This is a genomic window from Martelella sp. AMO21009 (genome assembly GCF_053484295.1).
The window spans coordinates 67856-83136 of the sequence record NZ_JBAKFR010000001.1; the positions used below are offsets into that span (position 1 = coordinate 67856).

Genomic DNA, 15281 nt, shown 5'->3' on the forward strand with positions numbered 1-15281 from the left:
TTCATGAAACAGTCAATCGTCATCACCATGGGGGATCCGTCCGGAGTGGGCGCGGAAGTGACCGTGAAGGCGCTTGCCGCGCGCGATGCCGCCCTGCGTCGTCAGGTCCGCGTCATCGGGGACCGGGCTACAGTCGCCCGCGCCGCAAAGGTGTCCGGTGTCGATCTTCCGGTTATCGCGCCGGATGAGGCCGGCGACGGTATTCGCGTCGATCATATCGCCGTCGATGGTTTGCCGGACAGGTTCGGCGTCCTGAGCCCGGCCTGCGGCGAGGCCTCCTATCGCTATATCGCCCGCGCGGTAGAGCTGGCGATGGGCGGCGATGCCGCCTCAATCGTCACGGCTCCGATCAACAAGGAAGCGCTGAACGCGGCCGGGCATCACTATGATGGCCATACCGGCATGCTGGCGCATCTGACGGGATCGAAGTCCTCATGGATGCTGCTCGCCTCCGAGCGGCTAAACGTCGTGCATGTCTCGACCCATGTCTCGCTCAAGGACGCGATCGGGCGGGCGACGACGGAGCGGGTTCTCGAAACCATTCGCACCGGTCACAGGCATATGAAGCGCATGGGGCTCGAAGCGCCGCGCATCGCGGTGGCGGGCATCAATCCGCATTGCGGCGAGAGCGGGCTTTTCGGCCGGGAAGATGACGAGGCGATCGCGCCGGCCGTGGCGGCGGCTAAGGCCGAGGGCATCAATGTGGAAGGGCCGATCTCGGCCGATACGGTCTATCACCGTGCCTACAACGGCGCCTTCGATCTGGTCGTCGCCCAGTATCACGATCAGGGCCATATCCCGATCAAGCTCGTCGCCTTCGATACCGCCGTCAATGTGTCGCTCGGCCTGCCGATCGATCGCTGCTCGGTCGATCACGGCACGGCCTTTGATATTGCCGGAACGGGCAAGGCCAATCACGTCAATATGCTGGCGGCACTGGATTATGCCGCGAAAATGGGCGCCGCCGCGCGCGGCTGAGGGGGAAGAATGACCGACAAGAAGGAAGCGTTCGTCGCGCTGGTCACGTGTTTCAACGACGACGAAACCATCAACTACGCGGCGACGCGCGCGCAGGTGCGCCGGCAGGTTTCGGCCGGCAACAACATCATGTGCGCCGGCACCAACGGCGATTTCTCCGCCCTGACCTTTGACGAAAAGGTGCGGCTTTGCGGCGAGGTGGTCGATGAGGTCGCCGGCCGCGCCCGCGTCATCGTCAATGCCGGCATGCCCGCGACCTTCGAGACGGTGATGCTCGCCCGCGAGTTCGACCGCATCGGCGTCGATGGCATCGCCGTCATCACGCCATTCTTCATCGCCTGCACGCAGGATGGTCTCGAGCGCCATTTCACCACGGTCGCCGATGACGTCGAAACGCCGATCTATCTCTACGACATTCCGGCGCGCACCCAGAACCATATCGAGCCCGAGACGGCGCGCAGGCTGGCCGCCCACGGCAATATTGCCGGCATCAAGGATTCCGGCGGCGCGCAGGACACGCTGGAAGCCTATATGGAGGTCGGCCGCTCGGTCGCGGGTTTCGATGTCTATTCCGGCCCCGACCAGTTGGTGTACTGGGCGCTGACCAACGGCGCCAAGGGCTGCATCTCCGGCCTTGGCAACGTCATGCCCGAGGTGCTGGCCAGGATCGTGTCATGCGTCAACGCGGGCGACGAGGCGGGGGCGGCGAAGGTGCAGGAAACCTACGCCGCCTTCCGCACCGATCTCTACAAGCTCGGCTATCCGCCGGCCGTGGTGAAGCGGGCGCTCTACCTGCGCGACCCCTCCGTCGGCCTCTCCCGCCAGCCGGCCCTTCTGCCGGACCCGGAACAGGACCGGGCGATCGAGGCGATACTTTCAAGGTACGGCCTTTAGAACACAGGGCGGAATGCCTCTGGACAACCGCGAAATCCGCGATCCGTTGGTCGAGACGACACTGTGCATGGATCATCGACATCAGTCATGTCCGGCGTCGTTCCGGGAGCGCCCGCCCGGCGACTGGTCTTGTCGAATGAGCATCCCTCCGGTCGGCATGAGGAGCGCTCAATTGCGTTGGCCGCTCGCCGGTGGCTTTTCTAGGGTTGTTCAGAAACAACCTCGCGGTGTTCAATGTATCCAATCGTCACTCTTCAGGCATTCTCACGCCAGACAAAGGCCGATGGCGAGGCCTGTGCGGCGCGTCTGGCGGCGCCGCCGCTTGGGGCAAAACGGCGCGGCGCGCGCCATGTCACGCTACCCAAAGCCAGGAAGGCCATGCGTGTCGCAGGAGGCCGGGCGCTTGTCGTTCTCGCGGTTCTTGCGGCGCTGCCCGCATCGGCATCGGCGCTGGAACTGACCAGCGCGTCTTTTGACGATGGCGATGTGATTCCGGTTCGCCATTCACTGCGCGGATCGGGTTGTCTTGGCCAGAACATTTCCCCGGCGCTTGAATGGAAGGATGCGCCCCGGGAAACCAGGAGCTTTGCCATCACCATGTTCGATCCGGATGCGCCGACCGGAAGCGGCTGGTGGCACTGGGTGCTGGTCAATATACCGGCCGATGTGACGGCGCTTGCCGAAGGCGTTCAGCCGGGAAAGGCGCTTGCCACAAGAACGGATTTCGGCATGGCCGGCTATGGCGGTCCCTGTCCCCCGGCCGGCGCTGCGCCTCATCGTTACGTCATCACCGTTTATGCGCTCGATGTCGACAGCCTGCCGCTCGACGATATGTCATCGGGCGCGATGGCGGGATACATGATCAACAGCCATACGCTTGCCAAGGCACATGTGACGGGGCTGTTCGGACGCTGACGAGGACGTTGCCGGGTAAAGCCGGACTGCCTGAAGCATGCCCGGTTTCATGGCGTTCCGGCTGCTGCCTCGGCAAGCATCCAGGCCCGGAGATTTCTGATGCGGCGGTCGCGCTCAAGGGCGGGCGGATAGCACAGATAATAGCCGCCATTCGCCGGAACCTGATGGGTCATGATCCGGGCGAGCCGGGCGGCGGCTATATCGCAGGCCGCAATCTCGACGCCGGCGAATGTGAAGCCGGCGCCATCGATCGCCGCCTTGAGGCCGAGGCCGGAGGAATCGACGATCGTGATCGCCGCCGGCTTGACGGGGCCGCCGGGCAGGGTGTCATTCCAACGCCGGAAATCGTCGCGACGGTGCTGGGAAAGAAACAGGTTGGTTTCGGCGATGGCCTTGCGGATTTCAGCTTCGCCGCGCGCCGGCCAGTCCGCCGGACGGCCGAGCAGGGTCAGGTGTTCATCAAACAGGTGTTCGCAGAGCACGCCCGCCCATTGCCCGGAACCGTGGCGCACGGCGGCATCCGCAACGCCGGCGCCGAGATCGACAACGGTCTGGCTGGTAGAAATCAGCAGTTCGAACCCCGATCGCGCGAACGGATAGGAGACCATTCGCGGCGACAGCCAGTGGACCGCGAATGTCGGCAGCATGGACAGGCGCAGCGGGCCAAGCTTGCGCTCCTTCTTCAGGGCTCCGACCGCCTCTGCAATCCGCGTGAAGCCGATTGTCAGATCAGGGGAAAGCTGTCGCCCGGTTTCCGTCAGCTCAAGCCGCGCGCCGACGCGGCGCATGAGTTCGACCCCCAGCATGTCCTCGAGAACGCGAAGCTGATGGCTGACGGCCGAGGGCGTCACGCCGATTTCCTCGGCGGCGTCCTTGATCGACATATGACGCGCGGCAACCTCGAAGGCCCGCAGCGCATTCAAGGGCACTGTGAGCCGGTTCGGCTCGATCCGGTGACTTTCCAAAATTCCTGTCTCCAAGTCCTGTTCCAGCGCCGCGCCCCGCAGCCTTCGCGGGAATAGGCGACGACTGGAGGCATGATGCGCTTCGATATTATTGGAGCAGCTATATTTGGCAAAGACTTGCGGTCGTCGCCCCATCCCGGCGCATGAAATCTTCTCAACCGGCTCGCAATACTTCTCAGGCCGCGTGCGTCAATCAAGCGTCAGCAGAGCGCGGCGGAATTCCGGTTCGCTGAGCACCACTTCTCCGGCGCCGAGGGTGCGGGCGTGGTTCAACGCGCGCGACGTCAGGCGCTGGGCGATCTCCACCGTACGCGGCAGGGTGTGCCCGCGTGCCAAACCCGCGACGATCAGCCCGGCGAACAGGTCGCCCGTTCCCGGCAGCGCGACCGGCAGGTGCTCCACCGGATGACGGCTGAGGCCGTCATCGCTGAGAATGACGCTTTCGATATGACCGGCGGGGGTGTCTTCCAACGCGCAGCCCGTGGCGATCAGATGTGCGCCGCGGGCGATGCGGAGAAAGGTTTTTGCGGTTTCCAGGTCTTTCAGGGTCGCGATCTTCCGCCCGGTCAGCCAGGCAAGTTCGAACGGGTTCGGCGTCGCGATATCGGCCATGGGCAACAATCGGTCGCGCATGACGTCGGCGATGGCTTCCGGCACATAGAGGCCCGGGCCGGCATCGCCCATCACCGGGTCGCAGACGTAAGTGAGGCGCGGATTGACGGCTTTCGCCTCGGCCACGAAATCCGCCACCATCAGCGCCACGTCGAGCGAGCCGATATAGCCCGTCAGTATGAAATCCGCGCGTTCCGGCAAGCCGCGTTCGCGCGCGCCCTGCAGCAGGTCTGAGAAGAATTCCGGCGGCAGCGCCCGGCCGCGCAGCGTCGGATAATCGGGCGTGTTGGAAAAGATCACGGTCGGGATCGCCGCCACTTCCAGCCCCGCAGCCTGCATCGGAAACAGCGCCGCAGAATTGCCGACATGGCCGAACACGACCTGGCTCTGGATCGAGATCACAAAGGGGGGAGGGGTCATGAAGTGCCGTCCAGTCTGTTGCGCCAGTCCTCGACCCGGCCGCTTGCAAGCCGCCGGACCGCATATTTCCGCCAGCCCTCGGCCAGAACGTCAAGCGCGGCCATGCCCTCGAGCTCGCCGAGGTTGAGCCGGTCAACATAGAGCGCGCGCCACAGCCGGCGCAAGGTCCAGTCCGGCGCAATGCGGTCGACGAGCGTGAGCCGGTCGCCCGTCGCCACCACACCCTGTTCCAGCACCCGGTAATACCAGCCTGTCCGGCCGGTCTGCTGCACGCGGCGGGCCATGTCGGAGACGCAAAAACGATGGTTGAGTTTCCAGCACGGTTGCCGCCCCTGGGAGACCTGTACCAGGGCCGTGCCCAGCCGGAAGATGTCGCCGACGGCGACGGTATTCTCGGTCAGGCCGGCCGCCGAGATGTTCTCGCCGAAGCCGCCGGCAGCGCCAAGCGCCGGCCGTTCGCCGAGCTCTTCGCGCCAGAGCGTGTAATGATCGAGCGGATAGTGATGCACCGCCTTTTCGACGCCGCCATGGACGCGCCGGTCCGCCTGTTCATCGCCTTCGAATCCTTCGGGGCCGAGCCGAAGTGGCCCATCCGCCGGTTTCTTTCCGATGCCGCTCAGCGCGTCGCTTCCCGGTAGCGGCCTGGCACGGCCGGTCAAAAGGGTAATCGCCGTCATGCAGGCAGGCCCCGCAGCCAGGCCCGGAGCATGGATTGGCCGGCGCGTCGCAGCGCTGGCCCATGCGCCAGCCCATCGCGGCGCAGGCCGGCCGGGTCGACGCCGGCGCCGGCCAGTTCCACGCTGTGGCCGATCAGCCAGCGCTCGAAGGCCGGCAGTTCGCCAGCCTCGGCGTGGAATTGCAGCCCCAATATGGCCGGTCCCATGGCAAAGGCCTGGGTGGCGCAGGCGGAGGTCGCCGCCAGGTTCTCCGCCCCGACGGGCGTTTCGAATGCCTCGCCATGCCAGTGGAGAACGGGCGTGTCCGCAAGGTGGCCGAGCGGGCCACCTTTGCCGGCCTCTGTCAGCGTCAGGGTGGAAAAGCCGATTTCCTTGCGCGACATCGGCGCGACCCGCGCGCCAAGGGCGGAAGCCATGAGCTGCGCGCCGAGACAGATGCCGAGGGTGGGGCGGCGGGCGGCAAGGCGTGGTGCCAGCCAGTCGCGCTCCGCCGCCATCGAGGGGTAGGCCTCTGTGTCATTCACCCCGATCGGGCCGCCGAGAACGACAACAAGATCGGCGCCAAGCGGGTCCGGCAAGGGATCGACGCCCGCTTCGATATGGTTGAGCCGGTAGCCCTCTTTCTCAAGCACGGGACCAAAGCTGCCAAGGTCCTCGAAGGCGAGGTGGCGCAGGATCAGGGCGGATTTCGGCATCGGAACCTCTTGCGTTTTGATGTCTGTCTCGCGAATATCCGGCCTGTGAAAAAGAGCCAGTTTTTGAAATTGCGATAGGCCGGTTGCCATGGCCCCTGATCCCCTCGCGCTGGAAATCGCGAAGAACCCGCATGGACCACTGTTCCTGGCGATTGCCGAGGCGATCACCCGCGACATTCTACGCGGCCGCCTGAAAGCCGGAAGCCGCCTGCCGGGAACGCGCGCGCTGGCGCGCGAACTCGGCGTTCACCGCAACACGGTCGATGCCGCCTATCAGGAACTCACGACCCAGGGCTGGCTCAAAGCCGAACCGGCAAGCGGCACATTCGTCGCGCAGGATCTTCCGGACGAGATGGCGCCGCCCGGTAACATCCCTGCCCCTGCCGAACCGCCGGTCGTCCGTCCGCCGCTGGCTTTCACCGACGGCGCGCCCGATCCCAAACTGCTGCCGGACAAGGCGCTGGCGCGCGCCTTTCGCCGCGCATTGCTGTCGCCGGCTTTCCGGGCCGGCGTGGATTATGGCGATGCCCGCGGCACGCCGGTCCTGCGTCACGCGCTTTCCTCCTATCTCGCCTCGGATCGCGGCGTGGTCGCCGATCCGGCGCGGCTGCTGATCACGCGCGGCAGCCAGATGGCACTGTTCCTGGCGGCAAAGGCGGCGGTGAAGCCCGACCAGGTGATTGCCGTGGAGGAACCCGGCTATCCGCTGGCCTGGGAGGCCTTCCGGGCTGCGGGCGCTTCCGTGCGGGGCGTTCCGGTCGATGCGGGCGGGCTGTCGGTCGCGGCTCTCGAGGAGACGATCGCCAGCGATCCGCGCATCGCCGCCGTCTATGTCACGCCCCATCACCAGTATCCGACCACGGTGACCATGGGGGCCGCGCGGCGCCTGCAGCTTCTGGAGGTGGTCGAGCGACATGGCATCACCTTGATCGAGGATGACTATGACCATGAATATCGCTTCGAAGGCCGCCCGGTCCTGCCGCTCGCCGCACGTGCGCCCGCGGACCTGCCGCTGATCTACGTGGGATCGCTTTCCAAGCTGCTCTCGCCCGGCATTCGTCTCGGCTATGCCATGGCCCCGGAGCCGCTGCTCTCCGGCATGGCCGCGGCGCGCGCGGCAATCGACCGGCAGGGCGACGCGCCGCTTGAGGCCGCGCTTGCGGATCTGATCCGCGACGGCGATCTCGGCCGTCATGCGCGCAAGGCGCGGCGCATCTATCGCGCCCGCCGCGATGTTCTGGCCGCAGCCTTGAGAGAGCATCTGGGCGAGCGGATCGCCTTCGAGACGCCGGCGGGCGGGCTGGCCTTGTGGCTCGGTTGCGGAGAAGTCTCCGCGGATGTCTGGGCAATGCGCGCGGGAAAAGCCGGCCTCGCGCTTCTTCCGGCCACCCGCTTCACCCTGAATCGCGCCGCTCCGCAGGCGCTCCGCCTTGGCTATGCAGCGCTGGACGAGGCGGAGATCGTTCACGCTGTTGAAATTCTCGCCCGGAGCCTGCCTGACTGATCCGGTTCAGGCGGGAGCACGGATCGGATCAAGCCCGGGATAGGCGTTCCGGACGCTATCGTGCAGCTTGTGCGAACAGGCCGGAGTGGCTACCGTTGGGCATGAAGAACAAAAAGCCAAGGTCCGGGCCGGGCCGCCCGTCCAGCATGGAAGACCCCTATCGCGTGATTTGCGACGCCGCGGCGGCGTTGTTTGCCGAAAAGGGTTTCGACAACACATCGCTGCAGGATGTCGCGACAGCCGTGGGCGTCACCAAGGCCGGTCTCTATCACTATTTTCCGACCAAACAGGCGCTTTTCGAGGCGATCTTGAAGGATACCCTTCGCGATCTGCATGCGGGCGCGGTTGCCGCCATCGCCGCTCACGACAGCTATCCCGATAAGCTGACCGCCTTCATGACCGCCCATGCACGGTATTTCTCGGAGCATGGCGAACGGTATCGGGCGAGCTTCTTTGGCCGTGGCGGCGGCGGCGAGCGCGCCAGCCTGACCCCGGACGAACGCGCCATGCGCAAGGCCTATGTCCAGCTTCTGGAGGGCGTTGTGGAGGCCGGCGTCGACGCGGGCGCGATCACGGTTTCCGATGTCCCCACCTTCGCCAGAGGCGTGCTCGGCATGCTGAACTGGATGGCCAGATGGTATCGCCCCGACGGGCGGCTTACCGCCGCCGAAATCGCCGAATCCTACGCGCAAATATTGCTGGCAGGCGCTCTGCCCCGATAGCGTCCCCGCATGCAGACGGATTGACATCCGCCAGGGCATATTTTATTACCGGCCAGACGGTAGTTAAATACGGCGTGGCTTTTGGAGGATTGGCGCGACATGGGAAAGACCGGACCCTCGGGCGGTTATCTTTCGCAGGAAGATCAGCAGTTTCGCGAAGAAATGCGGGATTTCTTTCAAGAGAAGATTCCCGCGGAAATCCGCGCCAAGGTCAGCGCGGGCCAGCCGCTGGCAAAGCAGGATTTCGTGACCTCCCAACGTATTCTGAACGCCCACGGCCTGGCGGTGCCGAACTGGCCGCTCGAATGGGGCGGCAGGGACTGGACGCCGATCCAGCGCTATCTGTTCATCGAGGAACTGCAGTTCAACGCGGTGCCGTTGCCCTTGCAGTTCAACTGCTTCATGGTCGGGCCAGTGATTGCCGCTTTCGGCAATCAGGCACAGAAGGAAAAATTCCTGCCGCGGGCCGCCAATCTCGATGACTGGTGGTGCCAGGGCTTTTCTGAGCCCAATGCGGGCTCCGATCTCGCCTCGCTGACGACAAGGGCCGTGCGCGACGGAGACGACTATATCGTCAACGGCCAGAAGACATGGACGAGCTACGGCCAGTACGCCAACTGGATCTTCTGCCTTGTCAGGACGGATTTCGAGGCCAAGAAGCAGAAGGGGATTTCCTTCCTGCTTATCGATCTCGATACGCCCGGCGTGGAAATGCGGCCGATCATCACCATGGACGGCCGGCACGAGGTCAACGAGGTGTTCTTCACCGATGCGCGGGTGCCGGCCGAAAATCTGGTCGGCGAGGAAAATCGCGGTTGGGATTATGCCAAGTTCCTGCTGGCGAACGAACGCTCCGGCATTGCCCGGATCGGCCTCTCGAAAGAGCGCGTGGCGCGGATCCGCCGCAGGGCGAAAGATAACGGCGTCTGGGACGATCCGCTGTTCCGCTCGGAGGTGATCAAGCTGGAAATCGAACTGAAGGCGCTGGAGGTTGCCCAGATGCAGATATTGGCGCGCGCCGGAGAGAGCCAGGGTCGGCCGGACCCGGCATCATCTATCCTCAAACTGCGCGGGTCGCAGCTTCAGCAGCGCGCCTCGGAACTGCTGATGGAACTCGAGGGCGTGGCAGCGCTGCGCGCGCCGGGCGATGTGGCTGACCCGTATTTTGCGGCGGAGGAGGACCTGGCGGCCGCAGCCGCACTCAACAATTATCTGAATTTCCGGAAGGTCTCGATCTATGGCGGATCGAACGAGATTCAGAAGAACATCATCGCCAAGACAATTCTGGCTCTGTGAGGCGCACATGGAAGCTCTGACTGACGAAGAACGGATGCTGTGGGACAGCGTGGCCGGCATATTGTCGGAACTCGCCGATCCGACGGAGCTGTGGCCGCGCCTCGCCGAACTCGGTATGCTCGGCCTTACGCTCCCGGAAAGCGCCGGTGGGGCGGAGCTCGGGCCGCAGGCGCTGATGGTGTTTGCGCGCGCCTTCGGGCAGGCGGGCCTCGCAACGCCGTTCTTGGCGTCGGAAGCCCTTGCCATGCCCCTGCTTGCCCGATGGGCGGACCGTCCGCCGGTCTCGGCCCTGCTCGGCGAGATCGTCAGCGGCGCGCGCATCGCCACGCTGGCGCTCCATGACCTGAAACCGGTTGCCGCCCGGCGCACGGCTGACGGTTTCGTCCTTGGCGGCGTCAAGATGGTTGTGCCGGCGGGAACGGCCGCTGACATCGTGATCGTCAGCGCCATGCTTGAGGGCCGCCCGGCGCTGTTCCTGCTCGATCTTCAGGCCACGCCCGCATTGATAACCCCGTATATGCCGGCCGGCCCGGCGGCTGATGTCGATCTTTTGCTCGATGACGTGACCCTGCCAACAATGGCGCTGATGGCCGCGGGCGACGAGGCCGCCCGGCTTATCGCCGAGGCGGAAGCGCTCGGCCAGTTGATCACCTCTGCCGAAATGCTGGGCGGCATGGAAAAGCTGCTGGAACTGACGGTGGACTATCTGCGCGACCGGCGTCAGTTCGGCCAGCCACTCGCGGGATTCCAGGCGCTGCAGCATGCCGCTGTCGACATGTATGTCGAGCTGGAGACCGCGCGCGCGATGCTCGATTTCGGCGGCCGGATGTTTGGCGCGTCTGCCGATGAGCGGGCGACGGCGCTCGATGCCGTTAAGCTGAAGATGAACACAGCGGCAAAGCTGATCGGCGAGAGCGCCGTCCAGCTTCATGGCGGCATCGGCATGGCCGAGGAGAGCCTGACCGGCCGCATCTTCAGTCGGCTGACCGCCCTGCGGATCAGCGCCGGCGACAGCCGAAGCTGCATGAAACGGTTGCTCGAAAGCGATCGCAGCGTCGCGCTTGCCTGACGGGATCATTGGACAAAACTGGACTTGCAGGGGAGGCTGCGCGAGATGAAGGTGGATATCGAAAAATTCGGCAGGATCGCGGTCATCACCATTGACCGCCCGCCGGTCAACGCGCTGTCGCAGGCGCTGCGCAAGCTGATTGACACAAGGCTGGACGAGGCGGCGGGGGATGACGCGGTCAGGGGCGTGGTGCTGGCCTGCGCCGGGCGCACATTCGTTGCCGGAGCGGATATCGAGGAACTGGGCGAGGTCCGACCGCCGACGCTGCGCGAAGTCATCGACAAGCTCGAAGCGCTTGGCAAGGCGAGCGTTGCCGCGCTGCACGGAACGGCGCTTGGCGGCGGGCTGGAACTGGCGCTCGGCTGCACCTTCCGCGTCGCAAGCCGCGATGCGCGGCTCGGCCTGCCGGAGGTGAAGCTCGGCCTGTTGCCGGGCGCGGGGGGCACGGTGCGCACGACCTATCTGATCGGTGCGGAGGCGACGCTGAAACTCGCCGGCAGCGGCGAGATGATGGGCGCGGAAGCGGCACAGGCGATCGGCCTCGTCGATGCGGTCTTCGACAACGACCTGACCGCCAATGCGATCCGGTTCCTCTCCGATAAAATCGATGCCGACGACATCCCGCCGCCGGTGAGCCGCCGCGGCGAGGGAATGCCGGCCAGTGATCCGGAGGCTCTGGAAAGCGTGACGGCCGAGCTTTGCCGCAAGGCGCGCTCATCCGCGCCCGAACTTACGGCACAGTCGGTGCGCAACGCGCTGACGCTGTCCTTCGAGGATGCGATGGCGGAGGAACGGCGTCTGTTCGAAACCGCAACCCAGAGCGACCGGTTCGGCGCGCTGCGCCACCTGTTCTTCGCCGAGCGGACGGCGGCGAAACCTGCGGGCGATGTTGACGAGACTGAGCCGCGCGCGGTGCAGACCGTCGCCGTGATCGGCGCGGGCACGATGGGTAGCGGGATCGCCATGGCGTTCGCCAATAGCGGCTTCGACGTGATCGTCCGCGAAACCGACGAAGCGGCGCTCGCGCGCGGCATGGAACGCATCGCGCAGACCTATGATCGCTCGGTCAAGCGCGGGTCGCTGAGCGCGGAGGAGGCCGGCAGGCGCAAGGCGCGGATTGCGGGCACGGTGGCGATTTCCGATCTGGCATCCGCGGACCTGATCATCGAAGCGGCGTTCGAGGATATGGCGGTCAAGAAGGCCATTTTCGCCGAGCTCGACGCCGTCGCGCGGCGGGGCGCGATCCTCGCGACCAACACTTCCTATCTGGATGTGAACGCAATCGCGCGCTCGACCACGCGGCCCACCGATGTGCTCGGTCTGCATTTCTTCTCGCCTGCCAATGTGATGACGTTGCTGGAGATCGTGCGCGGTGCGCAGACATCGCCCGAGGTCGTGGCGACGGCGCTCAAACTCGCGCGGCGTCTCGGCAAGCAGCCGGTGGTGGTCGGCGTCTGTCACGGCTTTGTCGGCAACCGCATGCTGCAGGCCCGCAACGCCGAGCTATCGCAATTGCTGCTGGAGGGCGCGACGCCCGGTCAGATCGATGCCGCCTTCCGGGCCTTCGGCTGGCCGATGGGGCCCTGCCAGATGCAGGATCTCGCCGGGCTCGATATCGGCTGGCGAAACCGCAAGGCGCTGGGCAGGACCGATGCGCTGCCCGACCGGCTTTGCGAGCTTGGCCGTTTTGGCCAGAAGGCCGGCAAGGGCTGGTATCTTTATGACGACAGCCGCAGGCCGCAGCCTGATCCGGAGGTGGATGCCATCATCGCGGAGATCGCCGAAAAGGCCGGCATTCAGCGCCGGGTGGTCCGCGATGCGGAAATTATCGAACGCACGCATGGTCCGATGATCTCGGAAGGGCGACGCATTCTCGACGAGGGCATTGCGGCGCGCAGTTCCGATATCGACGTCGTGTGGACGCACGGCTATGGCTTCCCCCGCGATCTCGGCGGGCCGATGTACTGGGACGATCATTTGCGCGGGAAAGCGCAGGAAAAGAAGAAGGTGTAACATGGGTGATGCGCACGGGCCGGAACTTGGCCGATTTGTCTGGGACGATCCGTTTCTGCTGGAAAACCAGTTGAGCGATGAGGAGCGCATGCTGCGCGACGGGGCCAATGCCTTCGCCCAGGACAGGCTTCAGAGCCGGGTGATCTCGGCTTACGCGAATGAAACGGTCGACCCGTCGATTTTTGCCGAGATGGGCGAGATGGGGCTGCTCGGCGTGACCCTGCCGGAGCAATATGGCGGCGCGGGTGCCGGTTACGTGGCCTATGGCCTGATCGCCCGCGAGATCGAGCGGGTCGATTCCGGCTATCGCTCGATGATGAGCGTGCAATCCTCATTGGTCATGTATCCGATCTATGCCTACGGCTCGGAAGAACAGCGCAACAAGTATCTGCCCAGGCTGGCTTCGGGCGAATGGATCGGCTGTTTCGGACTGACCGAACCCGATGCCGGGTCGGATCCAGGCGGGATGAAGACCACGGCGCGCAAGACCGATGGCGGCTATGTGCTGAACGGCGCGAAGATGTGGATCTCCAACGCGCCGATCGCCGATGTCTTCGTCGTCTGGGCAAAGTCGGAAGCCCATGGCGGCAAGATCCGCGGCTTTGTGCTGGAAAAGGGCATGAAGGGTCTCAGCGCGCCCAAGATCGGCGGCAAGCTCAGCCTGCGCGCGTCGGTGACCGGCGAAATCGTGATGGACGGCGTCGAGGTCGGCGAGGATGCGCTGCTGCCGAATGTCGAGGGGCTCAAGGGTCCCTTTGGCTGCCTCAATCGCGCCCGCTACGGTATTGCGTGGGGCGCGATGGGGGCGGCCGAGTTTTGCTGGCATGCCGCGCGGCGATATGGCCTTGACCGTAAGCAGTTCGGCAGGCCGCTCGCCCAGACCCAGCTCTTCCAGAAAAAGCTGGCGGACATGCAGACCGAGATCACGCTCGGCCTACAGGCCGCTCTCCGGGTCGGCCGGCTGCTGGAGGAGGGCGATGCCGCGCCGGAGATGATCTCGCTGATCAAGCGCAACAATTGCGGCAAGGCGCTGGATATCGCGCGCACTGCCCGCGACATGCATGGCGGCAACGGCATCTCGGAGGAGTTCCAGGTCTTCCGCCACATGGCCAACCTCGAAACCGTCAACACCTATGAAGGCACGCATGATGTCCACGCCCTGATCCTGGGCCGCGCCCAGACAGGCCTGCAGGCGTTTTTCTAGGGTGAGAGGGGCCGCGGCTTTGGCCGCGGCCAACAATCGAAGGGCGCTGCCCTCATAATCGGGCAAAGGCGGCGCCAGCCGCTGCCCGCCCGCCGGTCTCATCTGCCGTTCCCACGATGTTGTCGGAGACAAGGGCGTCGATCTCCTCGTCCGTCAGACCAAGGTCGCCCAGCACTTCGCGCGAGTGCTCGCCGAGGCGCGGGGGCGGGGTGGTCGGGGCGATCGCGGCGCCGTTGGCCTTGAAGCCGGCCGTCGGGACATGGACGGTGGTGCCGGGCACTGCTTCCATCGGCGTGGTGAGCTTTCGGGCAGCGGCGTGTTCCTCGGCCAGCATTTCGGCGAGATCGCGCACCCTCCCTGCGGGAACGCCGACGGCGTTCAGGTCTTCCTCCCATTCGTCGGCCGATCGGGCGAGAAGGGCGGCTTCGAGGGCGGGGCGCAGTCCGTTCACCGCGTCCCTGACAGCCGTCGGGTCGCGCCGCGCCTCTTCGGCCAGTTCGTTCAGGCCCAGCGTTTCGAGCAGCGGTATGATCTGGCGGGTATTGTTTGCCGCCACCATCAGCAAGCCATCGGCCGTCTGGAAGCAGCCCGATGTCGGGCTTCGGCTCCAGGCCTCGTTGCCCGCGGGTTCGGGCTTCCAGCCGGAGCTGAGATGGCTGGTCAGCAGCGAGGCCATCAGCATCATCGAGGTGTCGAGCATGGCGACGTCGAGATGCACGCCTTCGCCGGTTGCGCGCCTTTGATGCAGGGCAGCGGAGATGGCATAGGCCGCGTTGAGCCCGGTGGCGAAATCGACATAGGGCGCGCCGACCTTTGTCGGTCCGCTTTCCCTTGTTCCGGTCGTGCCCATGATGCCGCACATGCCCTGGATGACATGGTCATAGGCGCCGCGCCGGCTATAGGGGCCGTCCTGGCCGAAGGCCGAGATCGAGCAATAGATCAGGTCGGGCTTCACCGCCTTCATATCCTCATAGCCGAGCCCGTTGCGGGTCATCGTGCCGGGCCGCATGTTCTCGATGAAGACGTCGGCGTTTGCCGTCAGGCGCTTGAGGATATCGCGCCCCTCCGGCGTCTTGATATCGAGCGCCAGCGAACGTTTGGAGGCGTTCTGGGTCATGTAGGACAGGCCCATGCCGGCTTCGTTCAGTTCGGGCAACTGGCCGCCCTTGCGGGTCCAGTCGCCGACGTTCGGCACTTCGATCTTGATGACGTCGGCCCCCAGAAGGGCCAGTTGATAGCCGGCATAGGGGCCGGCGAGAACGTGGCTGGTATCGATGACGCGGAGGCCTTTAAGGGGCTCAAACACGGGATAATTCT

At 65.3% G+C, this 15281-nt stretch carries 14 protein-coding genes; 9 read left to right on the plus strand and 5 right to left on the minus strand.

Annotated features, from left to right (window positions below; translation table 11 throughout):
- The first annotated feature begins 3 nt into the window (after positions 1-3).
- The 3 genes from pdxA to V6766_RS00335 all read left to right on the plus strand — a co-directional run bounded on the left by pdxA (position 4) and on the right by V6766_RS00335 (position 2787).
- Entirely contained in the window at positions 4-978 is a 975-nt protein-coding gene (pdxA, locus tag V6766_RS00325; protein ID WP_448462494.1) for a 4-hydroxythreonine-4-phosphate dehydrogenase PdxA, read from the plus strand.
- A 9-nt stretch (positions 979-987) separates the two neighbouring features.
- A complete protein-coding gene (locus V6766_RS00330) occupies positions 988-1872 on the plus strand; it encodes a dihydrodipicolinate synthase family protein (RefSeq protein ID WP_448462496.1) in 885 nt (294 codons plus the stop codon).
- Positions 1873-2250: 378 nt separating this feature from the next.
- Positions 2251-2787: a YbhB/YbcL family Raf kinase inhibitor-like protein gene (locus V6766_RS00335; protein WP_448462498.1), complete on the plus strand. Its 537-nt coding sequence runs from the start codon at positions 2251-2253 to the stop codon at positions 2785-2787.
- Between the two features lie 47 nt (positions 2788-2834).
- Here the strand turns inward: V6766_RS00335 and V6766_RS00340 are convergent, their stop codons facing one another.
- The 4 genes from V6766_RS00340 to V6766_RS00355 form a co-directional block, all read right to left on the minus strand.
- Positions 2835-3767: a LysR substrate-binding domain-containing protein gene (locus tag V6766_RS00340; RefSeq protein ID WP_448462500.1), complete on the minus strand. Its 933-nt coding sequence runs from the start codon at positions 3765-3767 to the stop codon at positions 2835-2837.
- Between the two features lie 174 nt (positions 3768-3941).
- Positions 3942-4784 (minus strand): pyridoxal kinase, encoded by an 843-nt coding sequence (pdxY, locus tag V6766_RS00345; RefSeq protein WP_448462502.1) that lies wholly within the window; start codon positions 4782-4784, stop codon positions 3942-3944.
- On the minus strand, positions 4781-5461 hold the full coding sequence (locus V6766_RS00350; protein WP_448462505.1) for an MOSC domain-containing protein: 681 nt from the start codon (positions 5459-5461) through the stop codon (positions 4781-4783). The genes pdxY and V6766_RS00350 overlap by 4 nt, the downstream gene beginning before the upstream one ends.
- A complete protein-coding gene (locus tag V6766_RS00355) occupies positions 5458-6156 on the minus strand; it encodes a glutamine amidotransferase (protein WP_448462507.1) in 699 nt (232 codons plus the stop codon). Before V6766_RS00355 ends, V6766_RS00350 begins: the two co-directional genes overlap by 4 nt.
- A gap of 88 nt (positions 6157-6244) precedes the next feature.
- On the opposite strand from V6766_RS00355, the gene pdxR reads away from it, so the two are divergent.
- The 6 genes from pdxR to V6766_RS00385 all read left to right on the plus strand — a co-directional run bounded on the left by pdxR (position 6245) and on the right by V6766_RS00385 (position 13964).
- The gene (gene pdxR / locus V6766_RS00360; RefSeq protein WP_448462509.1) at positions 6245-7660 is read left to right on the plus strand and encodes a MocR-like pyridoxine biosynthesis transcription factor PdxR; all 1416 of its coding nucleotides are present in this window, start codon (positions 6245-6247) and stop codon (positions 7658-7660) included.
- 101 nt (positions 7661-7761) lie between these two features.
- A complete protein-coding gene (locus tag V6766_RS00365) occupies positions 7762-8382 on the plus strand; it encodes a TetR/AcrR family transcriptional regulator (RefSeq protein WP_448462511.1) in 621 nt (206 codons plus the stop codon).
- Positions 8383-8481: 99 nt separating this feature from the next.
- On the plus strand, positions 8482-9678 hold the full coding sequence (locus V6766_RS00370; RefSeq protein ID WP_448462513.1) for an acyl-CoA dehydrogenase family protein: 1197 nt from the start codon (positions 8482-8484) through the stop codon (positions 9676-9678).
- A 7-nt stretch (positions 9679-9685) separates the two neighbouring features.
- The gene (locus V6766_RS00375; protein ID WP_448462515.1) at positions 9686-10747 is read left to right on the plus strand and encodes an acyl-CoA dehydrogenase family protein; all 1062 of its coding nucleotides are present in this window, start codon (positions 9686-9688) and stop codon (positions 10745-10747) included.
- A 45-nt stretch (positions 10748-10792) separates the two neighbouring features.
- Complete coding sequence (locus V6766_RS00380; RefSeq protein ID WP_448462517.1) at positions 10793-12760, plus strand: 3-hydroxyacyl-CoA dehydrogenase NAD-binding domain-containing protein; 1968 nt, start codon at positions 10793-10795, stop codon at positions 12758-12760.
- A gap of 1 nt (position 12761) precedes the next feature.
- Positions 12762-13964, plus strand: a complete 1203-nt coding sequence (locus V6766_RS00385) for an acyl-CoA dehydrogenase (protein WP_448462519.1) — start codon at positions 12762-12764, stop codon at positions 13962-13964.
- Between the two features lie 52 nt (positions 13965-14016).
- On the opposite strand, the gene V6766_RS00390 is transcribed toward V6766_RS00385, so the two are convergent.
- A complete protein-coding gene (locus tag V6766_RS00390) occupies positions 14017-15270 on the minus strand; it encodes a CaiB/BaiF CoA transferase family protein (RefSeq protein ID WP_448462521.1) in 1254 nt (417 codons plus the stop codon).
- Positions 15271-15281 lie beyond the last annotated feature (11 nt).